Source organism: Vibrio sp. La 4.2.2 (assembly GCF_027586995.1).
GTDB classification, from domain to species: domain Bacteria; phylum Pseudomonadota; class Gammaproteobacteria; order Enterobacterales; family Vibrionaceae; genus Vibrio; species Vibrio mediterranei.
The window spans coordinates 502,267-526,409 of sequence record NZ_JAPPTJ010000003.1 but is presented as its reverse complement, the minus strand read 5'-3'; the positions used below and the strand labels follow the sequence as shown (position 1 = coordinate 526,409).

General features: G+C 44.9%; 22 protein-coding genes. 15 read left to right on the top strand and 7 right to left on the bottom strand.

What is annotated here, in order from left to right:
- Positions 1-567: 567 nt before the first annotated feature.
- From OH456_RS08735 to OH456_RS08720, 4 genes are all read left to right on the top strand, one after another.
- On the top strand, positions 568-1,338 hold the full coding sequence (locus OH456_RS08735; protein WP_006075027.1) for an ABC transporter ATP-binding protein: 771 nt from the start codon (positions 568-570) through the stop codon (positions 1,336-1,338).
- A gap of 91 nt (positions 1,339-1,429) precedes the next feature.
- Positions 1,430-2,200, top strand: a complete 771-nt coding sequence (locus tag OH456_RS08730; RefSeq protein ID WP_031494603.1) for an ABC transporter substrate-binding protein — start codon at positions 1,430-1,432, stop codon at positions 2,198-2,200.
- 121 nt (positions 2,201-2,321) lie between these two features.
- Positions 2,322-3,062: an ABC transporter permease gene (locus OH456_RS08725; RefSeq protein ID WP_038230091.1), complete on the top strand. Its 741-nt coding sequence runs from the start codon at positions 2,322-2,324 to the stop codon at positions 3,060-3,062.
- Positions 3,063-3,064: 2 nt separating this feature from the next.
- Positions 3,065-3,748, top strand: a complete 684-nt coding sequence (locus tag OH456_RS08720; RefSeq protein WP_006075030.1) for an ABC transporter permease — start codon at positions 3,065-3,067, stop codon at positions 3,746-3,748.
- A 150-nt stretch (positions 3,749-3,898) separates the two neighbouring features.
- On the opposite strand, the gene xthA is transcribed toward OH456_RS08720, so the two are convergent.
- Positions 3,899-4,705, bottom strand: coding sequence for an exodeoxyribonuclease III (xthA, locus tag OH456_RS08715; RefSeq protein ID WP_270033280.1), 807 nt, complete (start codon positions 4,703-4,705; stop codon positions 3,899-3,901).
- 176 nt (positions 4,706-4,881) lie between these two features.
- On the opposite strand from xthA, the gene OH456_RS08710 reads away from it, so the two are divergent.
- On the top strand, positions 4,882-6,999 hold the full coding sequence (locus OH456_RS08710) for a methyl-accepting chemotaxis protein (protein ID WP_252038863.1): 2,118 nt from the start codon (positions 4,882-4,884) through the stop codon (positions 6,997-6,999).
- A 116-nt stretch (positions 7,000-7,115) separates the two neighbouring features.
- On the opposite strand, the gene OH456_RS08705 is transcribed toward OH456_RS08710, so the two are convergent.
- From OH456_RS08705 to OH456_RS08680, 6 genes are all read right to left on the bottom strand, one after another.
- The gene (locus tag OH456_RS08705) at positions 7,116-8,099 is read right to left on the bottom strand and encodes an alpha-L-glutamate ligase-like protein (protein ID WP_252038864.1); all 984 of its coding nucleotides are present in this window, start codon (positions 8,097-8,099) and stop codon (positions 7,116-7,118) included.
- A gap of 3 nt (positions 8,100-8,102) precedes the next feature.
- Positions 8,103-9,608, bottom strand: coding sequence for an inactive transglutaminase family protein (locus tag OH456_RS08700; protein WP_006075034.1), 1,506 nt, complete (start codon positions 9,606-9,608; stop codon positions 8,103-8,105).
- A gap of 53 nt (positions 9,609-9,661) precedes the next feature.
- Positions 9,662-10,396 carry an ATP-dependent zinc protease family protein gene (locus OH456_RS08695; RefSeq protein ID WP_006075035.1) on the bottom strand — a complete coding sequence of 245 codons (735 nt, stop codon included), beginning with the start codon at positions 10,394-10,396 and terminating at the stop codon, positions 9,662-9,664.
- 158 nt (positions 10,397-10,554) lie between these two features.
- Entirely contained in the window at positions 10,555-11,532 is a 978-nt protein-coding gene (cmoB, locus tag OH456_RS08690; protein ID WP_088876991.1) for a tRNA 5-methoxyuridine(34)/uridine 5-oxyacetic acid(34) synthase CmoB, read from the bottom strand.
- A 67-nt stretch (positions 11,533-11,599) separates the two neighbouring features.
- Positions 11,600-12,328 carry a carboxy-S-adenosyl-L-methionine synthase CmoA gene (gene cmoA, locus OH456_RS08685; protein WP_006075038.1) on the bottom strand — a complete coding sequence of 243 codons (729 nt, stop codon included), beginning with the start codon at positions 12,326-12,328 and terminating at the stop codon, positions 11,600-11,602.
- A gap of 183 nt (positions 12,329-12,511) precedes the next feature.
- On the bottom strand, positions 12,512-13,393 hold the full coding sequence (locus tag OH456_RS08680; protein ID WP_038223187.1) for a DUF72 domain-containing protein: 882 nt from the start codon (positions 13,391-13,393) through the stop codon (positions 12,512-12,514).
- Positions 13,394-13,680: 287 nt separating this feature from the next.
- Here OH456_RS08680 and aspS point away from each other — a divergent pair, with 287 nt between their 5' ends.
- The 10 genes from aspS to ybgE all read left to right on the top strand — a co-directional run bounded on the left by aspS (position 13,681) and on the right by ybgE (position 24,083).
- Positions 13,681-15,459 carry an aspartate--tRNA ligase gene (aspS, locus tag OH456_RS08675; RefSeq protein WP_124940907.1) on the top strand — a complete coding sequence of 593 codons (1,779 nt, stop codon included), beginning with the start codon at positions 13,681-13,683 and terminating at the stop codon, positions 15,457-15,459.
- Positions 15,460-15,721: 262 nt separating this feature from the next.
- On the top strand, positions 15,722-16,468 hold the full coding sequence (locus OH456_RS08670; protein WP_038230107.1) for a YebC/PmpR family DNA-binding transcriptional regulator: 747 nt from the start codon (positions 15,722-15,724) through the stop codon (positions 16,466-16,468).
- A 13-nt stretch (positions 16,469-16,481) separates the two neighbouring features.
- Positions 16,482-17,003, top strand: a complete 522-nt coding sequence (gene ruvC / locus OH456_RS08665; RefSeq protein WP_006075042.1) for a crossover junction endodeoxyribonuclease RuvC — start codon at positions 16,482-16,484, stop codon at positions 17,001-17,003.
- A 203-nt stretch (positions 17,004-17,206) separates the two neighbouring features.
- Positions 17,207-18,634: a methyl-accepting chemotaxis protein gene (locus tag OH456_RS08660; protein WP_270033279.1), complete on the top strand. Its 1,428-nt coding sequence runs from the start codon at positions 17,207-17,209 to the stop codon at positions 18,632-18,634.
- Positions 18,635-18,714: 80 nt separating this feature from the next.
- A complete protein-coding gene (ruvA, locus tag OH456_RS08655) occupies positions 18,715-19,332 on the top strand; it encodes a Holliday junction branch migration protein RuvA (RefSeq protein ID WP_006075044.1) in 618 nt (205 codons plus the stop codon).
- Between the two features lie 65 nt (positions 19,333-19,397).
- Positions 19,398-20,405 (top strand): Holliday junction branch migration DNA helicase RuvB, encoded by a 1,008-nt coding sequence (ruvB, locus tag OH456_RS08650; RefSeq protein ID WP_006075045.1) that lies wholly within the window; start codon positions 19,398-19,400, stop codon positions 20,403-20,405.
- 524 nt (positions 20,406-20,929) lie between these two features.
- Positions 20,930-22,516, top strand: coding sequence for a cytochrome ubiquinol oxidase subunit I (gene cydA / locus OH456_RS08645; RefSeq protein ID WP_006075046.1), 1,587 nt, complete (start codon positions 20,930-20,932; stop codon positions 22,514-22,516).
- Positions 22,517-22,531: 15 nt separating this feature from the next.
- Positions 22,532-23,668 (top strand): cytochrome d ubiquinol oxidase subunit II, encoded by a 1,137-nt coding sequence (cydB, locus tag OH456_RS08640; protein WP_031495488.1) that lies wholly within the window; start codon positions 22,532-22,534, stop codon positions 23,666-23,668.
- A 12-nt stretch (positions 23,669-23,680) separates the two neighbouring features.
- Complete coding sequence (gene cydX / locus OH456_RS08635) at positions 23,681-23,788, top strand: cytochrome bd-I oxidase subunit CydX (RefSeq protein ID WP_006075291.1); 108 nt, start codon at positions 23,681-23,683, stop codon at positions 23,786-23,788.
- A complete protein-coding gene (ybgE, locus tag OH456_RS08630; protein WP_006075292.1) occupies positions 23,781-24,083 on the top strand; it encodes a cyd operon protein YbgE in 303 nt (100 codons plus the stop codon). Before cydX ends, ybgE begins: the two co-directional genes overlap by 8 nt.
- Positions 24,084-24,143 lie beyond the last annotated feature (60 nt).

Sequence of the window (24,143 nt, the reverse complement as noted above, 5' to 3'; positions counted from 1 at the left end):
GCTGCTCCCCCAGTTAACGGAGTCGGCAGTGAGATTGACGAAGTTTATTTGATTGTGGTGACGAAACTCAGATGTTGACGAAGTGGGTTTGCTTATAAAACAACCATTAGGGGCTGTGGAGGGCGAAGTAAGCCAAGAGTAATCAATACCAGTGCTTGTGCTCAGTATTTTGATCTAACTATCAAAACACTCAACTAGCTCATTATCTTAGCTAATGCGTCATTAGGCAGACTTATATTCCGATATTTTGATGTATGGCAGAGATAAGGGCTAAATTATGATTGTTTTGTGTAACATTTGTGCAATAAATTCACATGGAGAATAAAAAATCACCAATGACTAAATGTGCAGCATTCAGTAAAGATTATTCACAATTATAAGTTATAAACTCTTTAAATTGCATAAATCGTCAGATACAATCGCTGTGTTAAGAATAAAAACAGGTTAATAGTTTGTTGCAAACTGTACATTGTAGTGCTAGCTTGTATCGAACGAATAAAAGGTCGGAGTACCTCTCGCCTCTAATAATAGGCATAGCAGTCAATAATATACAGGGAGCACAAGCGCATGAATGATGTACCAGCGCTGGACATAAAAGAACTGCACAAGACCTTTGGTCAAAATGAAGTTTTAAAGGGGATTTCCCTTTCTGCACACAAAGGTGATGTCATCTCGATTATTGGCTCATCTGGTTCTGGAAAAAGTACATTTCTTCGTTGTATCAACCTTCTTGAAACACCCACAGAGGGCGAAATTTGGGTTAACGGTGAGTTAATCGAAATGAAGCGCAATCGTTCGGGTGAGTCTCTTCCTGCCAATGAAAAACAAGTTCAGCGAATCCGTTCTCGCTTGGCTATGGTATTTCAAGGTTTCAACTTGTGGTCTCATATGACGGTGCTGGAAAATATTATTGAAGCACCCGTTCATGTTCTGGGCGTGCCGAAAGCTCAAGCTATTGAAAATGCAGAACTGCTTCTTAAAAAAGTAGGCTTGTATGAGCGTAAAGATTATTACCCAGGGCACCTTTCTGGTGGTCAGCAGCAGCGTGCTGCTATCGCTCGCGCACTGGCAGTTGAACCTGAAGTTATGCTTTTCGATGAGCCAACGTCTGCTTTGGACCCAGAACTGGTAGGTGAAGTTCTGGGTGTAATGCAAGATCTCGCGGAAGAAGGCCGCACCATGTTGGTAGTGACTCACGAGATGGCGTTTGCCCGTGACGTTTCAAATCATGTGATGTTCTTACACCAAGGTCTAGTTGAAGAGCAGGGTGATCCTGCCAAACTGTTCACTAACCCTGAATCTGAACGTTTACAACAATTTATCTCATCCATCTACTAATATAGAGGGTGGCATGTCGGAACCTAGGTTCCGAGAACAATCAAACAAACACAACATTAATAACAAAAATCTCAATCACAGGAGTATGGAAATGAAAAAGTGGTTAATGGTAGCAGCACTTGCTGCAACGGCAGCAACTGGAGTAGCACAAGCTAAGGAATGGAAAACTGTGCGCTTCGGTATTGAAGGTGCTTACCCTCCATTTAGCTGGACTGAAGCTGACGGTTCACTAAAAGGTTTTGACGTTGATATGGCAAACGCATTATGTGAAGAGCTTAAGGCGAAGTGTGTGATCGTCCCTCAAGATTGGGATGGCATCATTCCTTCACTATTGGCGCGTAAATATGACGCAATTATCGCAGCAATGTCTATCACGGAAGAGCGTAAGAAGAAAGTTGACTTTACTGGTAAATACGCACAAATCCCTAACAAGTTTATCGCTAAGAAAGGCGCTGGCTTGGACTTTGATAACCTAAATGGTGCGAAAATTGGTGTACAGCGTGCAACTACGCACGACAAGTACCTAACAGATAACTACGGTGACCAAGTGGAAATCGTTCGTTACGGCTCTTTCGATGAAGCATACTTAGATCTAGCAAACGGTCGTATCGTTGCTGTTCTTGGTGATGCATCAGCACTTGAAGAAGGTGTAATCAATAAAGATGGCGGTGACGCGTACGAGTTCGTTGGCCCTTCTTTGACAGATCCTAAGTGGTTTGGTGAAGGTATGGGTATCGCAGTTCGTAAACAAGACAAAGACTTAACTAAGCAACTTGATGCGGCTATCAAATCTCTACGTGAGAAAGGTAAGTATCAAGAGATTGCAGCTAAATACTTCAACTACGATGTATACGGCGACTAATCACTTAGCTTAAATAACGATAAGGGCTTGAGCTAGTCTCAGGCCCTTTTACTAAAAAGCGTGTCACAGTTGTTTTTTAGTATGACTTACCAACAAATTTGCTGTGCTGTTGGAAGGAACTATGCTCGATTTACAAGGATATGAAGCCTCAATATTAAAAGGGGCCGTACTGACCATAGAAGTGGCAATACTTTCGCTATTGCTTGCTATGCTCTTAGGTATGTTAGGCGCGCTCGCTAAGCTTGCTCCCTATAAGTGGGCACGTGCGATAGCGACACTTTACACTACCATTATTCGAGGCATCCCAGATCTCGTTTTGATGATGCTAATCTTCTTTGGCGGACAAATACTGCTCAATAACAGTTTGTACGCCGTCAACGAATGGCTCAACAACTGGTTTATGTCCAGTGACCCGAATCATGAGTGGACTTCATACTTACCTGACTATATTGATGTATCTCCATTCGTTGCAGGGGTATTAACTATCGGATTTATCTTTGGTGCTTACATGGCCGAAACTTTCCGCGGTGCAATCATGGCCGTTGATAAAGGTGAAATGGAAGCAGCGAAGGCCTATGGCATGAGCTCTGTCTTAGCATTTAGACGTATACTTCTACCCCAAATGATTCGACATGCTCTACCGGGGTTTGGCAATAACTGGCTGGTACTTCTTAAGACAACTGCACTAGTCTCCATCATTGGACTAGAAGACATGGTACGCGTGAGTTCATTAGCGGCGGGTTCAACCAAGATGCCATTTACCTTCTATATGTCGGTGGCGATTATCTTCTTACTGTTCACCAGCATCTCAACCGGTTTCTTAAAGCTGGTGGAGCGTAAATTTAGTATTCATGTGAGGTAGATATGGACTTTTCATTGATAGTAGAAAGTTTCCCAGTCTATCTGGACGGCCTTTGGACTACCGCATGGTTGGTGTCGCTAGCCCTTGTGATTGGTTTGTGTGTGGCAATACCTTTAGCGGTAGCTAGAAACAGCACAAATTATTTATTCAGTTTACCATCGTGGGGTTTTATCTATTTCTTCCGTGGTACGCCACTGTTGGTTCAACTTTATTTGATTTACTACGGCATGGACCAATTCTTCCCAGTCAAAGATACGTTGTGGGAAAACGCATGGTTCTGTGCGTTAGTCGCGTTTGTACTTAACACATCAGCGTATACGGCAGAAATTATCCGCGGTGCGATAAATGGCTTACCAAAAGGTGAAGTCGAAGCTGCAAAAGCTTATGGAATGAGTCCTTGGAAGACTTATCGTCGCATTATTTTGCCAAGCGCATTACGCAGAGCCTTACCCGCGTACAGTAACGAAGTTATCTTCATGCTTCACGGTTCGGCGGTAGCTGGTATCGTCACTATTATGGATTTGACCGGTGCTGCTCGCTTAGTGAACTCTCGTTACTATGCGCCATTTGAATCATTCCTGACCGCAGGTTTGTTCTATATGGGACTGACCTTCATTATTCTTTGGGTATTTAAGAAAGCAGAGAAGCGATTCCTAGCGTATATGAGACCACTTGAGTCACAGTGATGTAGTTATTCCTTAAGAAAGAATAATTAGAATTATGATCCCCGATTGTTACGAAAGTGATGATCGGGGATTTTGTTTTTGCACTACGCTTTGGGCAGATTCCTGTTCTAGGCAGGAATGACGTTATATTAGCGCAAACCAGAGCTTGGTTTAGCCAAACACAGACCAAATTGGCGCGTGATCAGATGGCTTCTCAATGCCACGTAGTTCGTAATCAATACCTGCTTCTGAACACGTTTCAGCAAGACTCTTCGTAGCCAATACCACGTCAATTCGTAGGCCGCGATTATCATCGAAACCGCGAGAGCGGTAATCAAACCATGAGAATTGATTATCGACGTTTGGATGCAGCTGACGGAATGTATCTACGAAGCCCCAGTCGAGTAGGGTCTGTAACCACTCACGTTCAATTGGTTGGAAGGAACACTTACCAGTCTTGAGCCAGCGCTTACGATTTGGTTCACCGATGCCGATATCTCGGTCGATTGGACTGATATTGATGTCACCCATAACGATAAGCTTCTCATCATTACTATGGTGCTCATTCAAGTAGGTCATCAGATCTTTGTAGAAAGCTTCTTTATAAGGAAACTTGGTCTCATGGCTAATGTTATCCCCTTGAGGGAAGTAGCCATTTAACACGGTCACTTTGTCGCCATTAGCATCTTCGAATGTTGCCATGATCATACGTTTTTGATGATCTTCGTTGTCGGTAGGGAACCCTTTTTGGACCGAGATAGGCTCCTGCTTGCAAAGTATAGCAACACCATAGTGTGCCTTTTGGCCGTGGAAATAGACTTTATAGCCCATAGCCTCTACCGCTTCTACTGGGAAGGCATCGTTATGAACTTTGATTTCTTGCAAACCAATGACGTCTGGCTGGTGCTTATCAATCAAAGCTTGAAGTTGATGAAGTCGAGCGCGTAGGCCATTGATATTAAAACTGATGACTTTCATTTCTCACTAATCCTGTGATTTTTATATCAGGGTCAAAATACTAGCATTGAGCATCCTGAACGTACAACGCTTCAGTTGAGGTGAAGATGTAAAAATGATGTAATAAATCGCTAAATAAAAACGACAATACGTCGATAAAAAAACATACTGGCTCACGTTTGCAAAAAGGATGTACTATGCGAACTCTTTCCGTGCAGTGGAAAATCACGGTGTTAGCAGGCTGTTGCTTGCTATTTACTTCCATAGCTTTGATAGGCTTTTCACTCTATAACGCCATCAACAGCCAAAAAGCAATTCAGACACTCAGTTCCGAATCGGTGGTTGAAAAATCACAGGCGTTACTTGAAGCTCGTGCGGATATTAACGCACGAGAAGTCAAAGATTATTTCAATGAAGCGATTTACCGTGCGGAAATGTTGATCGCCAACGCTAAGTTTCAAAAGTATAACGCAGAAGAAAATTTCGTCCCCAGTGAGGATCTGCGAACGGCACTGGATGAAATGATTCGACAGGCCGTTATCGAGTTTCCTTCTATCCAAGGCGCATACTTAGTCTTCAAGCCAAATATGCTTGATGGAGAAGATTCAAACTATGAGGGAGCCGACTATGTTGGTTCTAATGAGCTTGGACAATTTGCGACTTATTGGCAAATCACTGAGACGGGAGAGAATGCCGTCCGCACGGTTCTAACTAAGCGTAAGCTTGACGCTTTAGAAGATGGGGAACGCTTCTATTGTCCTCTCGCTACCGAAGCATCGTGTGTCAGTACCCCACGACTCAGTGCCATTGGTGATCAGCAACACCTCACTTCATCGCTATCAATTCCAATTGAAGTCGATAACATGTTAATTGGTTTTTTAGGTATCGACCTTAAACTGACTGAGCTCGCCAATACCGTTATGGAGTCAGATGCCAGCCTCTTTAATGGCAGTGGACACGTGAACATCATCAGCCTCGATGAAAGTGTAATTGCCAGTGACGATTCGAGTATTAAAGTTGGTTCTCCTTATCAAAGTGCCATTTTATCGTCAGAGCAGATTACAGACCTGATGTTTGGAGAAGAAGCTAGCGCTCAATGGAGTGCAGATGGTCAGTGGTTAACGGTATTTAATCCAGTCACTATTGCTAATCAGACATGGGGCGTATTCTTTGATATGCCTCGTAGCAGCGTTCTCAGTGATGCTATTGAGCTTGATAGCATTATCTCTAAGCAGTTAGAAGAAGGAATTGTATTTGAAGTCTTAGTGGGTGCTGGCTTTGTCATTGTAGGGCTCGTCATCATTGCTCTAATGTCGCTACGTCTAGTTAAGCCAATTAGAGAGGTAGTTACTCGCTTAGAGGATATTGCCAGTGGAGAGGGGGACCTAACGCAGCGTTTGGAAGTCAAATCGGGCGATGAGATAGGTCAGCTTGCAGAGCAGTTCAATGCATTTTTAGCAAAATTGCAAACGACGATCCAACAAGTTGCCGTAACCACTGAACGCATTGCTGGTACAGCTGAAAGTGCCAATGCCACAGCGGTTGCGACACGAGAGAGTAGTGAAGCTCAATTTAGAGAAGTTGACCTCGTTGCCACTGCGTCAGAAGAGATGACACAAACGGCATCACTCGTGGTGCAAAATGCTGAGGTTGCGGTGCAAGCTGCGGCTTCAGCAAATGAGTCCGCTAGCCAAGGTCAGGAAGTCGTTGAACTGTCAGCCAGTGAAATGGTTCGTTTAGTTGAACAGATGAAAGCTACCGTTCCGGTGGTAGAAGAGCTAGCGAAGAACAACACTAATATCACAGAGATCCTCGCGGTAATTGAAGGCATTTCCGAGCAGACTAACTTACTGGCACTCAATGCTGCCATTGAAGCAGCGCGAGCAGGGGAGCAAGGTCGTGGGTTCGCGGTAGTTGCAGATGAGGTTAGAAGTCTAGCAAGTCGTACTCATGATTCGGTCGGCGAAATCCAAGAAGTTATTGAGCGTGTCCAGAAGGGAACTCGCGATGTGGTGAGCGCGATTCAAGAAGGGTCACAACTTGCAGATTCTACGGCGACGCATGTTCAGCAAGCCGTGGCAGCACTGAGTAGCATCTTCGAGTCTATCTCTGCGATTAACGATATGAATAGCCAGATTGTTAAGGCAGCAGAAGAGCAGCAATCTGTATCGGCGGAAGTTAATCAAAACGTAAGTAACATTCGTGATTTAAGTGCTCAAATCTTAGAGAAGGCGGGAGACTCAGAAAAAGTGGGCAAAGAAATTAACCAGCTTTCTAGCGAGCAACAAGGGTTGATGAGCCAATTCAAGGTGTAACTGCTCCAACTGAACATAACGGTAATAACAAAAAACGCGACCTAATGGGTCGCGTTTTACTTTAACAATTCAGCGAAGACAGAAGTCAGTGCAGAAAAGACATCATCAAGGAAAAGTTATGACGTTTCTACCCCATTAACGTGCCCAAACATCTTAGCCGCATAGGCAACGCGCTCTTCTGGAGAAGGGTAGGTGAACGGGTTTGGTTCGCCTAACGATTCGATGTGCTGCAGTCTCGGTAAGATGCCACTTCCATTGGCGATTTGAATCGCAAGACCAGGACGAGCATTAAGCTCCAACACCATTGGCCCTTCTTCCTTATCTAACACCATATCCGTACCCATGTAGCCAAGGCCTGTCATCTCATAAGCACTAGAGGCAAGAGTGAGGAGTCGTTCCCAGTGAGGTACTGCGAGCGTTGCAAGCTCTTTGCCAGTGTCTGGATGGTGAGTTACAGGTTGGTCAAACTGAACCGCTCTAACCGCTTTACCGGTAGCGATATCGATACCAACACCTACTGCACCTTGGTGAAGGTTGGCCTTGCCGTCGGATGCAGATGTAGAAAGACGCATCATCGCCATCACTGGATAACCTTGGAATACGATGATTCGAACGTCAGGAACCCCTTCGTAACTAAAGCCTTCAAAGCAATCATCAAACTTGATGAGGTTTTCGACTACCGCTACATCGTTCTTACCACCTAATGAGAACAGTCCCGCTAGCGCGTTACTGATATGGCGTTCAACGTCTTCTTTGTTAATGGTAGAACCAGATGGTTTGGTGTAGACCCCATCTTTGTGCTCTGTGACTACCAAGATACCTTTACCACCACTGCCTTGAGCAGGCTTAATTACGAATCCTGGCCAGTCTTTGACCATCTCATGGATGGTTTTAACTTCAACTTGGCTTCGAATAACGCCAATCAAGGCTGGCGTGGTTGCGCCAGCTTTCTCTGCGATGATTTTGGTTTTAAGTTTGTCATCAACCAACGGGTATTTAGAACGATCATTGTAGCGACCAATGTAACTATGGTTACGCTGGTTCATACCCATGATACCGCGTTCACGTAACTTAAAAGGACTGGTTAGCTTTCGTAGCATAAATTAGTCCTCCGTTAGAGGTTTGAAACGGCGTAGCTCAGTCAGACGGTAGCCTGTGTAAGTACCTAGCATTAGGATACCGCCAAGGATAACCAATTGCAGACCGATAAAGTTAAACGTCAGATGCTGTACATATGGGTTGGTCATCGCAAGATAAACCAGAACCGCTGTGAGTAGTGAGCCACCACCCTGCAGTACAACCTCTTTCGCGCCTTCCTCTTCCCATAGAATCGACATACGTTCGATTGTCCAAGACAGGATGATCATTGGGAAGAAGGTAATCGACAGACCTTCGGTGAGACCAATCTTGAAGGCAACGACGGTAAAGACTGAAATAATCAAAATAACGGTGATGATAACCGCTGATATCCTGGCAACTAATAGTAAGTTGAGTTTAGATAGATAGCTACGGATCACCAGACCAGTACCCACTATCAGCAAGAAGCCGACAATACCGGTGACTAACTGTGTTTGAACGAATGCTACGGCAATCAGTACTGGCATGAAAGTACCTGAGGTCTTCAGGCCAATCAGTATTCTCAGGAATACAACAATCAAGGCACCAATTGGTATTAGCATGATGGTCTTAAACATGGCTTGCTCTTCGAGAGGCAGGCTATGAATAGAGAAGTTAAGAAGACCGTCAGCATCAACTTTACTGTTTGTTGCTTCTTGAGGGGATACCTCTTGTGAAATCATGGTGAAATGAACTTTACTGTCCTTACCACCGACGACATCAAGCAAAGAGACATTAGACTCGTCCCAAACCAATAGGTTTTGTTGTTTTTTACCTTCGGTTGTTTCCGGAGAGAAAATTTGCCATTTTTTGCCATCCCATACTTGCAACATTTGTTGGCTTGATTGACGGCGACGACCATCTTCTAATTCAATAACACCGACAACTTTGCTGGGAACATCAGCATACGCTAGAAGCTTAGAGGCTGCTTGCAACTTAGTCATGCTGTTCAGAATGAGCGCCGAGTTTTGGCTATCACCATCGTTCAGTGCTTTGATAAGTTCTCGAGTGAAAGTGATATTGTCGGAAGAGCGAGAGGTGGCGCGTTCTACAAGGGCAATAGCAGCGGCTTCTTCTGGACCATCAAAGGTCGGTTTAATGATTTCTTCTGTAGGAGGTGTCGAGTTAGCGAGCGCTTGGTCATCAACAAGAAATTGAGTTTTGTAGTAGATGGTTTGAGGACCTTGGGCTTGGCGGATTGACCACTCCGCTCGGCGTCCTGCATCAGAATCAACATACGAAACACCGTAGCCTGGTGAAGATGCTGACTCTCCAATGAGTGTAAAGCCTTCTTGAGTATAAGGTGCCGCTAAAGAAACTTTGGCCGGCTTGCCAATGGCGTTAAATTCAACTCTAGCTTCGATATCCCAGACTTGGCGAGTTTCACCTGGAGTCCATGGAACGCCGTACGTCTCGTGTCTGATGACACTAAGCGCAATACCTGCGGCAATCAGTAAGCCTACTGATAGGTAAAATGGAATACGTGAAGTCATAAACAACCTTATTATTGTAATTGCTTTCCCTGAAAGTGTTATTCAAAAGAGATTTATTTGTTAGATGAAAGTATATATTGCTGACTTACATCCACTAAAGCAATATCTTTGATAAATTCTCTTCCTAGTAGTATAGGGTGGGTCATTTGCGAGCGATCCGCCAGTGTAAATTGCGCTTTTTCATGGATTTTTCCTACACGGATCCACAATTCAACTACAGCTCTACGTTCCATTTCATCGCTGGTAGATTGGCGTATTTTAACATATCGGAGTACAGGGGCTTCAATCCAACGTTTTTCCTGCTCTTTAACCTTGTCATTAACGAGGTGAAATTTCACCCATTGCTTCCCATCTCTCTCAAACGCTTGAATATCGGCAGCATTTAATGAAGAGGTTGCTGCTCCAGTATCGACACGCGCATCGAAGGTTTGTTTTAAAACATCGAGTTTTACTTTTTCAACTGAGCCTAAGATTACAGGGCTTGAAATTGAAGGCACAGCAACGATTGCTGGCAGAGGCTTGGAGTCATCAATTTTCTCCAATCCTTCTACTTGATTGTTTTCTAGTACCTTAATTTGTTCATTAAGTGCGATTATTTCAGATTCCAAACTATCGATGTAGTCAGTTTGGTTGCTCAACTGCAGGTCGATATTGGTGAGGCGATTCTCGAGGCGTTGCTCGGATTGCTCGATTGCATTGAGTGTACTTTGGTGAAGTTCTTGGTGATTAATAGTGGAACAGCCGGAAAGTAAACCGATGGCGACAAGTGGTGCCAAGCGTTTGTACATCTTAAACCCTAAAACAGTAAATAATGGAACAGGAAGTGGTATGGATTTTAGCTGATCAATAAGGGAGTTTGATACTCCCTATTGTCAGAGCTCCGTTAGAGTTATAAACGTCATGTCAAAACTCGATAAAGTGAGACGTATACAACACTTGCGATTAATTAATTGCTTGGATTATCAGCAATTAAGATAGCGCGACGAGGAGCAGGGTAGCCCTCGACAGTTTTGCTAGGATCGTTCTGATCTAGATACTCAGGCAACGAGTTATGTGTCATCCATTCGGTAGTGCGTTGCTCACCGATTGTCGTCACGTTCTCATCAACGATACGTACATTTTCAAAGCCAACTTTCTCGAGCCAAACTTTCAGTGCACGTGCTGACGGGAAAAAGTAAACATTGCGCATTTGAGCGTAGCGATCGTGCGGTACTAGGACTGCATTCTCATCACCTTCAATCACCAAGGTTTCTAAAATCAGCTCGCCACCCGGTACCAACTGGTTCTTTAGTTGAATAAGATGATCGAGCGGCGAGCGGCGGTGATATAACACACCCATGCTGAATACCGTATCAAACGCTTGCAGTTCAGGAAGCTGTTCAATACCCAATGGCAGTAAATGAGCGCGTTGATCGTTGCCCATCATTTTGCGAATCGCTTCAAATTGAACCAAGAATAGGTGTGATGGGTCAATGCCCACGCATAGACGTGCACCTTCACCTAGCATGCGCCACATGTGATAGCCGTTACCACAGCCAACATCCAGCACAGAGCGATTCTTTAACGGTGAGATATGTGGAAGCACACGATCCCATTTCCAATCAGAGCGCCACTCAGTATCAATATGAATGTCATGAACATGGTACGGACCCTTACGCCAAGGGTGGAAAGTACGAAGTAAGCTCTCAAGCTTTTTCATCTCGCCAGTGGGCAGTGGCTCAGAGTTTGAAATAGTTACACTATCTTTCAGCTCTACGTTATCAGGCTGACCTACATCAATCTTTGCTAGGGCTCTTAACCAACGATCAAAATCGCCATGCTGAGCGTTTTGCCAGTCAGTCAGCTGTTGAGGCAACACATTAAGCCATGGCTGTAGGCGTGTATCTTGAGCAATAAGTTGGTAGAAGTCTGCAAAATTAAACATTGGATTCTCTAATTTTAAACTTAGCGATATCTCGCTAATGGTATATCTAGGTAATGGTCGTAATACGCTATTTAATAGCAAACATAGAGCCGAAGTTGAAACACTGGAACCAAACTTCACAGCTACTAAAACCGATCTCTTCAAAGCGTGCTTTGTGCATTGCAATTGAGTCTGGGCGCATGACGTTCTCAATGGCGCTGCGCTTTTGGCTAATTTCGAGCTCGCTGTAGCCATTGGCGCGTTTGAAGTCATGATGCAAATCGATCAATAGTTCATTGGCGCTTTCGTCTTCGAACACATATTTCTCAGATAAGATCAAAATACCGCCCGGGCGCAAACCCGCGTAGATCTTTTCAAGCAGAGTTCGGCGATCCTCTGGAGATAAAAATTGAAGCGTAAAGTTAAGCACCACAACGGATGCGTCGGTGATATCAATATCACGAATATCAGCCTCAACGACACTAACTGGAGTATCAGAGCGGTAAGCATTCACATGAAGTTTGCAACGCTCAACCATAGCTGGAGAGTTATCGACCGCAATGATTTGGCAACCTTCTTGAGTAATGTTACGACGCATAGATAGCGTAGCAGCGCCTAAGGAACAGCCTAAGTCATAAATAGTGGAGTGAGGCTTTGCAAAGCGTTCAGCCAGCATGCCAATAGCAGAAATAATATTGCTGTAACCCGGCACACTGCGTTGAATCATATCTGGGAAGACTTCCGCTACGCGTTCGTCGAAGGTAAAGTCACCAATTTTGTCGATAGGTGCAGAGAATATCGTATCTTTGTTCTGCATATCATTGTTCCCCATGCGGTCTCACTCAGTCCTAAACTTGGTTCAGCGCTTTGCTAAGTACAAGTTCAGAGGCAATAAAAAAGGCGCGCATTTTACGTTATTCATCAAGAAAAGTCATCCTACGTAACTGTATCGCAACTTGTGTTAGGTCAAATCAGTGAGAGATAGACACGCAGTAATGAATTAGAACATTGAAATTTGATGATCGTCGCGCAATGCTGGAATTGCGTTGAGTGGGGAAAGCGTTGTTTGTAGCGTCGCCAAATGCTGGCTTAGCACTTCATAAAGCTTAATGGCAAGCTCAGGCGCTTCGACATTGTCAGGAGTATGAATCATAACGTAAGGCTGCTTACCTTGTTGAACCCACTCGGCAAGTTTGTTTTCCCAAGGCTTAAAGAAGCGAAGATTTTGTTCCATATCTGGGTGACCAATAAAGCGGATCATTGGATGTTCTGCGGTTGCAATAGCGTGAACAGGTACTTTTGGTTTCTTTTCATGAGCATCGATGACGGCAGGGGTATCCGGCTTGGCCGCGAAAACAGGACGACTATCCATAATAATGCGGTCGATATTTTGCTCCATTAACCATTGGTTAAACCGTCGTTCGTCATCAGATTTATTGAAAAATCCCAAATGGCGAACCTCAACCCCCAACGGCATGTCGCTAGGGAACCACTGGCAAAAAGATTGCAGTGATGCGAGGTGTTCGGGAGCAAAACTGCTCGGAAGCTGAATCGTCCACATACCAATTTTCGAGTGCAGCGGTTCCATAACTTTGAGGAAGTTGTTTAGCTCTGCTCGGCATTGAGTGAGCATTTGCTCGTGGGTGATCTGTTTTGGGAGCTTGAAGGTAAAGCGGAAATCTTCAGGAGTCGCACGATTCCAGCTATCGACAGTAGAATTATTCGGTGTAGCGTAAAAGGTGGTATTGCCTTCCACAGTGTGAAAAACAGATGCATAACGCTCCAAGCGCTCATTTGGCTTGGTACCTTTACCATAGAATGAGTGCTGCCAATCACTGTGTGACCACATGGTTAAACCCAATCTTAACTTAAGCTCGCTCATCATCTTCCCTTGCTTTCGTTTCCATCTATGGCATCTCGTGTATTGACTGTAATGTTCTGGCTTAGATCGTATCAACAGGATTTGTTGATATTTTATCCATTTCAAGAGTTCTAGTGCCGCAACTGGCAATTAAACACAACAATTCTGTCAAATTAGGTCGATTTTAGACGATTTTCCGAGTATAAATGAACCTTTGATTTTATGGGTGTAATGTAAGTTGGCTAGATAATAGTCACTTGCCCATACTATACGTTTCATTATCACTATTGGAAATTGGGAAATTCACTATGCGTAGCCATTACTGTGGTCACCTGAACAAGTCCCTTGCAGGACAAACTGTAGAACTGTGCGGCTGGGTAAACCGTCGCCGAGATTTAGGCGGTCTTATCTTTATCGATATGCGAGATCGTGAAGGTATCGTTCAGGTAGTTGTTGATCCAGACATGGCTGATGCTTACGAAGTGGCAAACCAACTTCGCAACGAATTCTGCATCAAGCTGACTGGTGAAGTTCGTGTTCGTCCAGAAAGCCAAGTTAACAAAGACATGGCAACTGGCGAGGTTGAGATCTTGGCTACTGGCCTTGAAATCATCAACCGCAGTGATGTATTGCCACTAGACTTCAACCAAACCAATACTGAAGAGCAGCGCCTCAAGTATCGTTACATCGATCTTCGTCGTCCAGAAATGAGCGATCGTATTAAGCTGCGCGCTAAAGCATCAAGCTTTGTTCGTCGTTTCCTTGACGACAATGGCTTCCTAGACATCGAAACACCAGTACTAACTAAAGCGACACCAGAAGGTGCACGTGACTACTTAGTGCCTAGCCGTGTTCACAAAGGCTCGTTCTACGCACTACCTCAATCACCACAGCTATTTAAGCAGCTGCTGATGATGTCTGGTTTCGACCGTTACTACCAAATCGTTAAGTGCTTCCGTGATGAAGACTTGCGTGCTGACCGTCAACCTGAATTTACTCAAATCGATATCGAAACTTCTTTTATGTCTGCGGATCAAGTTCGTGAAGTGACAGAAAAAATGGTTCGCGATATGTGGCAAGAGCTATTGAACGTAGACCTAGGTCAGTTCCCAGTTATGCCTTTCTCTGAAGCGATTCGTCGTTTTGGTTCAGATAAGCCAGATCTACGCAACCCGCTTGAGTTAGTAGACATTGCTGATCTACTAAAAGACGTTGAATTCAAAGTGTTCTCAGGCCCAGCTAACGACGAAAAAGGTCGCGTAGCTGTTATCCGTGTACCAGGCGGTGCTTCTCTAACTCGTAAGCAGATTGATGGTTACGCAGAGTACGTTGGTATTTACGGCGCGAAAGGTCTTGCGTGGATGAAGGTTAACGACCGTGCCGCAGGTATGGAAGGTATCCAGTCTCCAGTAGCGAAGTTCCTAAACGAAGAAGTGATCAACGGTATTCTTGAACGCACTGAAGCTGAGTCTGGCGACATCATCCTATTTGGTGCAGACAAAGCGAACACGGTTGCTGAAGCAATGGGCGCACTTCGTCTTAAGATTGGTAAGGATCTTGAGCTTACCGATGAGTCTAAGTGGGCACCACTTTGGGTTGTTGACTTCCCAATGTTCGAAGAAGATGACGAGGGTAACCTACACGCGATGCACCACCCATTCACGTCTCCTTTAGGCATGACTGCGGAAGAGCTAAAAGCGAACCCAGCGGCAGCAAACTCAAACGCGTATGATATGGTTCTAAACGGCTATGAAGTAGGTGGCGGTTCTGTTCGTATCCATAACGCAGAAATGCAAGCAGCAGTATTCGAGATCCTTGGTATTGATGCAGAAGAGCAACGTGAGAAGTTTGGTTTCCTACTAGATGCACTAAAATTTGGCACGCCACCGCACGCAGGCCTTGCATTCGGTCTTGACCGTCTTGTGATGCTACTTTGCGGTACGGAAAACATCCGTGACGTAATCGCATTCCCGAAAACGACCGCAGCAGCTTGTCTACTGACAGATGCACCAAGTGCAGCAAACCCAGCAGCACTTGAAGAGCTAGCGATTGCAGTAACGGCGGCGAAAGAGAAGAAAGACTCTTAAGGTACGACGTGGTTTTTTAGTTAGGTCGCACGCCTTGGGTAGATTCCTGCCTGCGCAGGAATAACACATCAACCTTTGGTGTGCTCAAGCTGTTGTCATCCCTGCGTATGCAGGGACCTTCTAACCGCGAGCACCAAAACTAAAAGCCAAGATCACAACATACCCAAAACTCCCGCAACAGCGGGAGTTTTTGTTTCCAAAATCTGTATAGTTATACCAACATAAAAAGTAATCCAACTTCATAGAACTCAAAGGATTTGTTATGGCAGGTCATAGTAAATGGGCGAATATTCGTCACCGTAAAGCTGCGCAAGATGCCAAGCGCGGCAAAATCTTCACTAAATTAATTCGCGAAATTGTCGTTGCCGCTAAAGAAGGTGGTGGTGAACCTGAAAACAACCCTCGTCTTCGTGCCGCTATTGATAAAGCACTCTCCAACAATATGACTCGTGATACGGTAAATCGTGCCGTGAGTCGTGGGGCTGGTGGGGAAGGCGATGACAACATGGAAACGGTTATCTACGAGGGTTACGGTCCCGGTGGAACGGCAGTCATGGTGGAATGCATGACCGACAATCGTAATCGAACCGTATCTGGCGTTCGCCACGCATTTTCTAAAGCAGGGGGCAACCTCGGTACTGACGGGAGTGTGAACTATCTATTCGATAAAAAGGGCGTCATTTCTTATGCTCCAGGTCTGGACGAAGACGAAGTGATGGAAGTCGCACTAGAAGGTGGTGCTGATGATATTGAAACCGGAGACGATGGTGCTATTGATGTTTACACCACGCCTGCCGACTTTGGTGCGGTGAAAGATGCGCTAGATGGCGCTGGGTACCAAGCCGCCAATGCAGAAGTGACGCTTGTGCCGTCAACTAAAGCAGAGCTTGATGAGACGACAGCACCAAAATTGCTGCGCTTGATTGACGCACTGGAAGACCTTGACGATGTGCAAGAGGTCTATCACAACGGTGATATCTCTGACGAAGTCGCAGCAAGCCTTGAGTAATTAACGAGAAATCATGTCAATAATACTAGGAATCGACCCTGGCTCGCGTATCACCGGATATGGTGTAATTCGTCAGCAGGGTCGCCATTTGCAATACCTCGGTAGCGGGTGTATCCGTACATCAGAAGCAGAGTTACCAGGCAGACTCAAACAAATCTACGCAGGTGTGAGTGAGATCATTACTCAATTTCAGCCAGACGTGTTTGCTATTGAACAGGTGTTTATGGCTAAAAACGCTGATTCAGCGCTTAAGTTAGGACAGGCCAGAGGCAGCGCAATTGTTGCTGCCGTGAATAATGACTTGCCTGTCTACGAATACGCAGCACGCTTAATCAAGCAAGCGGTAGTAGGTACGGGTGGAGCAGATAAAGCACAGGTTCAGCACATGGTTATGGCGATGCTGAAATTGCCGTCCAAACCTCAAGCTGATGCGGCTGACGCCTTAGGTGTCGCAATCTGTCATGCAAACACCAACAAAACACTTGTCGCTTTAGCGGGTAAAGCAACAGGCGCAAAAAAAGGGCGTTATCGCTAATCAAATTAATCGCATGAAGCCATCAAGGAAGTGTGGCGATATAAACGCCATACCGATAATTTTAACGATAGCCAGTCCACACTTTTAGAGCTTTTCGCCTAATTCACCTTGTTAATTATTTGTTAACTTTCTAATATTGGTCCGATGAGTCAATTCAAAGGACCAAATGTCCGAATAATCAAATAACAAGGAACTCCAACGGCATGTGGCATTATTTTATCAATAATTCGGATAGCCTTACTCGCGACACCCTTCGTAAAGCGGAAATCACCGCGGTCTTCTCAGTTGTGGCTTTGGTGGTTGGTTTATACAGCGCGATTAAGTGGCAATCCAATGGCCACGCGTCTCTATTTCTCACTTCTATCGCGTTGATCTTGGTCGAAGTTATTGCTTTAGCAGTGCTTCGTTTTAGTAAGATGATCACACTTGCACTGAACATCGGTTTCTTTGGTATGGTGCTGCATGCGGTGAATATTATCTTCCAAAGCGGTGGCATCGTTGATTCGACGCAAGCGTTCTGGGCCCCGCTGTTGATCGTAGCCTTCTATCTTTCCGCATCTCGTATTATGGCATTAACGTGGAGCGTCGGGATTCTAGCGGTATCCGCTGTGATGACCTATTTGCATACTTCCGGCTATCAATTCCCAACGATTAACTTGTCGGCATCTAAGCAGAATATAGAGATTTGGTCTGGCATGTTACTGCCGCTATTTGTCATTTGCTTCGCGCAAAGTTTTACTTCAAAACAGAAAGAAAGTGCGATTTCACGCGCTGAAAAAGCGCAAAAAGAGAGTGCGTTACAAGCAGAAAAAGCGTCAGAAGGTGAGAAGAAACTTGATAGCATGCTGCTCGCTGTTAACGAAAGTGTTCAAGAGTTAGATGAAGTGATTCATCAAGTGAACACGCAATCTACACAACTGACAAGTAACGTACAGTCACTGAGTCTCAACAGCGCTTCTCAAGCCAGTGCCGCAGAGGAAATGAGTCAGCAATTGGAACAGCTGTCGTCGTTCACCCAAGAGTCGGTCAATTTTATGGAGCAAGTGATTACCCAAACCGACTCAATAAAGCAGCAAGCAGAGAGCAGCTCGGAAATGCTGAATGCTTCGACGCAGGCCATCACCAATATCGATAACAGTAATCAGAAAGTGGTGTCGGTTATTGAGCTGATTACTTCCGTGGCAGAGCAAACTAACTTGCTTGCGTTAAACGCTGCTATTGAAGCAGCAAGGGCAGGTGAACATGGTCGTGGCTTCGCCGTCGTTGCTGAGCAGGTCAGAGAACTGTCGTCTAAAACCAGTAATTCAGTGGATGAGATTCGCACTCTTATCAACAACAGTCAGCAAGAAATCAACTCCGGACAAAAAACCATTCAAACCACAGTCTCTGAGTTGAGTATGATGATAGAACAGGTGCAAACCATTTCTTCAGAAATTACCGAGCTCAGTGAGTTGGTCACTCAGCAGAATTTAGCCATCGGCGAATTAGACCAGGCAAGCAGTGATGTGGCGGAGTCTGTCGTCGGCAGTAAAGCGATTGCCGAAGACATTCAGACGATTAGTGATCAGCTTGGTCAGCAAATCCATGAGGGCACTGAACTCTCCGAGCGCCTACGCTCTGTTATGCCTTAAATTTTACTTAGAATAACTGGATACCTATCCAGTTATTCTATATCCTAAGCCCTATTGCAACTAACATGAGACATTGAACTGTGATAGGACGATTACGTGGAACTCTAATCGAAAAGCAACCGCCAGAACTGTTAATTGAAGTGGGCGGCGTTGGCTACGAAATTCAAATGCCGATGAGCTGTTTCTACGAACTACCTGAAATTGGCCAAGAGGCGATCATTTACACTCACTTTGTAGTGCGTGAAGATGCGCAATTACTTTATGGCTTTAATACCGTCCGTGAACGTGCACTGTTCAGAGAGGTCATCAAAGCCAATGGTGTTGGTCCAAAACTTGGTCTTGGTATCCTATCCGGCATGTCGGCTACTCAGTTTGTTGCGTGTGTAGAACGTGAAGACATTTCTACTCTTGTTAAGCTACCTGGCGTCGGCAAAAAGACTGCTGAGCGTCTAGTTGTTGAAATGAAAGATCGTTTGAAAGGTTGGGGCGCGGGTGACTTGTTTACGCCTGCGACTGACGCTGCACCAGTTGATAGTGTTGGTGCTATGAATGCCGACAACGCGGAAGAAGAGGCGGTCAGTGCACTGCTTGCGTTGGGCTATAAACCTACACAGGCATCAAAAGTAGTTTCTCAAGTTGCGAAACCAGATATGACCAGCGAAGCGCTGATTCGTGAAGCACTGCGTGCTATGGTTTAAGTTGTGAGAAATTAAATCTCACCTTTATTAAATAAGCTGAATGAATAGCAAAGAGACAGCGTGACATGATTGAAGCCGATCGCTTAATAGCGCCTGAAAATCCTGTTTTCAAAGATGAGGACGTGATTGACCGAGCAATACGTCCTAAAAAACTGGCCGATTATGAAGGCCAAGAGCATGTTAGTGACCAGATGGAAATTTTCATCAAAGCGGCACAACTGCGTAATGAGGCGCTTGATCACTTGTTGATATTTGGTCCTCCGGGTCTAGGTAAGACAACCTTAGCCAATATCGTCGCCAATGAAATGGAAGTGAACATTCGCACCACGTCCGGTCCGGTGCTTGAGAAGGCAGGAGACTTGGCTGCGCTGTTGACCAACCTCGAAGAAAATGACGTCTTGTTCATTGACGAGATTCACCGTTTAAGTCCAATGGTTGAAGAAGTTTTATATCCCGCGATGGAAGACTACCAACTGGATATCATGATTGGCGAAGGCCCTGCTGCACGCTCTATTAAGATTGACTTGCCTCCGTTCACTTTGATTGGCGCGACAACCAGAGCAGGTTCACTGACTTCACCACTTCGCGACCGTTTCGGTATTGTTCAGCGTTTGGAATATTACAAAATTGCTGATCTGCAAAAGATCGTGCAGCGCAGCGCGTCTTGTCTTGGCTTGTCAATGGAACCAGAAGGCGCGTTGGAGATTGCTCGTCGTGCTCGTGGTACACCTCGCATTGCCAACCGTCTACTGCGCCGCGTTCGAGATTATGCGGAAGTGAAAGGCAATGGTCATATTTGTGCGGATATCGCAGACAAAGCACTGAATATGCTTGATGTCGATCATCAAGGTTTTGACTACATGGATAGAAAGCTCTTGCTAGCAATTATGGAGAAGTTCGCAGGTGGTCCTGTAGGTCTCGACAACCTAGCAGCAGCCATTGGTGAAGAGAAAGACACCATCGAAGATGTGATTGAGCCTTATTTGATACAACAAGGCTATTTACAACGCACACCTCGTGGCCGTATCGCGTCTGACCGAGCTTATTTACACTTCGGTATCGATAAACATTGATAATTGTCAGATTTCATCCAAATAGTTCCTTTTTGTGAATAATTATTAAGCCGCATTATTGTAAATTTATATTGCAAATATGCGGCTTTGTTTTATTTGTCATATCTATCGTTTTGTGTGATTTGAAGTCCAATTCTGTTTCATATAGCTAACACTTCACGCTATAATCCCTTGCTACTAAAGGGGTATTCCCAATTCTTCCTCCCCTTCACACTTCCCTTAATTTGCTTACATAAATTCATTGAAATTGATCTGCATCAATGTGATTAAAGATCGTACAATCAACTCTTTGTGTTTATTGATGTAAATCAAAGCAACTCTACAAATAAACCTTTTGAAACCGAGTCAATTTAACAGTAATATTAGCGCCAGCTATATTAGCGCAAGCTTAACAATTAACTAACCATTGAGGTACATTTTTGCAACAAGGATGATGATTTGCTCAACAAGTTTAATGTCTATTAAACAAAGTCCTTGAAGCTAAATGTAGAAAGTGTCGTTCAGCTGACACAAAAGGAGTTACCATGATAGACGTTGTTGATCTGTCGAGACTGCAATTTGCACTCACGGCAATGTATCACTTCTTGTTCGTTCCATTGACTCTCGGTATGGCGTTCCTGCTAGCCATCATGGAGTCCCTCTACGTAATGACCAATAAGCAAATCTACAAGGACATGACAAAGTTCTGGGGTAAGCTATTTGGTATTAACTTCGCTCTAGGTGTTGCCACCGGTCTTACTATGGAATTCCAGTTTGGTACCAACTGGTCTTACTATTCCCATTATGTTGGCGACATATTCGGTGCCCCTCTTGCTATCGAAGCCCTCGTAGCCTTCTTCCTCGAATCCACTTTTGTCGGACTTTTCTTCTTCGGATGGGATAGGCTCTCAAAACGTCAGCACTTAGCCGTTACATGGTTAGTTGCGCTTGGTTCGAACTTCTCTGCACTCTGGATTCTTGTTGCAAACGGTTGGATGCAACACCCAGTAGGCGCTGAGTTCAACTTTGAAACAATGCGTATGGAAATGGTGAGCTTCGCTGAGGTAGTACTCAACCCAGTAGCTCAGGTTAAGTTTGTTCACACAGTAGCATCAGGCTATACAACGGGTGCAATGTTCATCCTAGGTATCAGCTCTTACTACCTACTTAAAGGTCGTGATGTTGCATTTGCTCGTCGTTCGTTTGCTATCGCGGCTTCGTTCGGTATGGCATCTATTCTATCGGTAATCGTACTTGGTGATGAATCAGGTTACGAGCTGGGTGATGTTCAAAAAGTGAAACTCGCGGCTATTGAAGCAGAGTGGCACACTGAGCCAGCACCGGCAGCATTTACTCTGTTTGGCTTACCAAACCAAGAAGAAATGCACACCGACTTCGCGGTTAAGATCCCATATGTAATGGGTATTATCGCAACGCGTTCTCTAGATACTCCTGTAACTGGCCTTCGTGACCTACGCGAAGAGCACGTCGATCGTATTCGTAACGGTATGTACGCTTACGAGCTGCTAGAAAAACTTCGTGCAGGTGACCGCAGCGAAGCTAACGTTGCCGCGTTTGATGAAGTGAAAGATGACCTAGGTTACGGTCTACTACTTAAACGCTACACAGACAAAGTTGTTGATGCGACAGAAGATCAAATCCAAGCAGCAGCGGATGACTCTATCCCTAAAGTTTGGCCGCTATTCTGGTCATTCCGTATAATGGTTGCGTGTGGCTTTGTCATGCTATTCGTATTCGGCGCAGCGTTTGTACAAACATGTCGTCAAAAAATCGAGCAGAAGAAATGGATTCTCAAAGCAACGCTATTCAGTATTCCACTTCCTTGGATCGCTATCGAGGCAGGTTGGTTTGTTGCTGAATACGGACGTCAACCGTGGGCTGTTGGTGAAATTCTACCGACTCACGTAGCCGCGTCAGCGTTAACGGTAGGCCAGTTATGGTCTTCACTGTTCGCAATCATTGCCCTCTATACTGTGTTCCTAATTGCTGAAGTTTACTTGATGGTGAAATTCGCACGTAAAGGTCCAAGTAGCTTGAAGACTGGTCGTTACCATTTCGAACAAAATGACGAAACGGTAGAGAACAAAGTTAGTCGCCAAGTAGAAGCGTAAGCAAGGAGAAAAAGAATGTTTGATTACGAAGTCTTACGACTCATCTGGTGGATTCTGATCGGCGTACTATTGGCTGGTTTCGCAATCACCGATGGATTTGATATGGGGGTAGGTGCTCTAGTGCCTATCCTAGGTAAAACGGACAGCCAACGCCGTGTAATGATCAACTCGATTGCCCCTCACTGGGATGGTAACCAAGTATGGTTGATCACTGCTGGTGGTGCGTTATTCGCTGCATGGCCACTTGTTTATGCAACGTCGTTCTCCGGTTTCTACTTTGCAATGATTGTGACGCTAGCAGCGCTATGGCTACGTCCAATCGGTTTGGACTACCGTTCAAAGCTAGAAGACACCAAATGGCGTAACGTTTGGGATATCGCTATTTCAATCAGTGGTTTTGTTCCACCAATCATCTTTGGTGTGGCATTTGGTAACTTGCTACAAGGTGTACCGTTCCAACTGAGTGAATTCATGATGCCAACGTATCATGGTTCGTTCTTTGGTCTACTAAACCCATTTGCGCTACTTTGCGGTCTAGTAAGCTTGTTCATGATCTTGCTACAAGGCTCAACTTGGCTACAAATGAAGACAACAGGTGATATCCATACTCGTGCTCGCAACACAGCACAGCTAATGGGTCTATTGGTTGTTGCAGCTTTTGTAGCAGCAGGTTTCTGGATTCAAAACATCGATGGCTACTCAATCGTAAGCGCAATTGACGGCAATGCAGCATCGAACCCACTTAATAAAGAAGTGGTTCGTGAAGCAGGTGCGTGGATGGCGAACTTTGAGAAGTACCCACTACTTTGGATTGCTCCAGCACTAGGTGTGGTGATGCCTCTACTAGCAGTACTGGCTTCGCGTCTAGAGAAATGTGCAGTGTCGTTCATTGCTTCTTCTCTAGCGAACGGCGGCATCATCTTTACGGCTGGTTTTGCAATGTTCCCATTCGTAATGCCAAGTAGCCTAAACCCTAACCATAGTTTGACTATGTGGGATGCGACTTCAAGTGAGTTGACTCTGAACCTAATGACAGCGGTAGCGTTCGTAATGGTTCCAGTAATTCTTAGCTACACAGCTTGGACTTACTACAAGATGTTTGGTCGTCTTGATGACAAGTTCATCGAAGAAAACAAAAATTCACTTTACTAAGGAGTATTTGATATGTGGTATTTCGCTTGGATTTTAGGTGTATTACTTGCGTGTGCATTCGGCATCATCAACGCTCTTTGGTTAGAGCACAGTGAGATGATGGACGAAGACAGTGAGTAATCTTAACCAACAGTTAGAGCAACTCCACAAACCTGTAGATAAGACGCTATTGCGCGTCTTATCTCTGATACTCGGCTTTGTTAATGTCGGTTTGTTTATGTGGAGTCCAGACCAATACGCTGACGCCATTGGTGGCTTCTCGCCATTCTTAGGATTGCTATTTGTATTGTCTGTTTGTGCCAGCATGGTGTTTGGAGTCGGATTCCGACCGAGGTTCTGGCTCTGGCAAGCGGTGTTCAGTCCGTACTTGTCACTAACTGTGTTGAGTTACTTAACGTTAATGTACGTTATCTAAAGAAAACCCGAGCTATGCTCGGGTTTTTTACCTTTTGAAACAAACAAACTTTCGAAACTG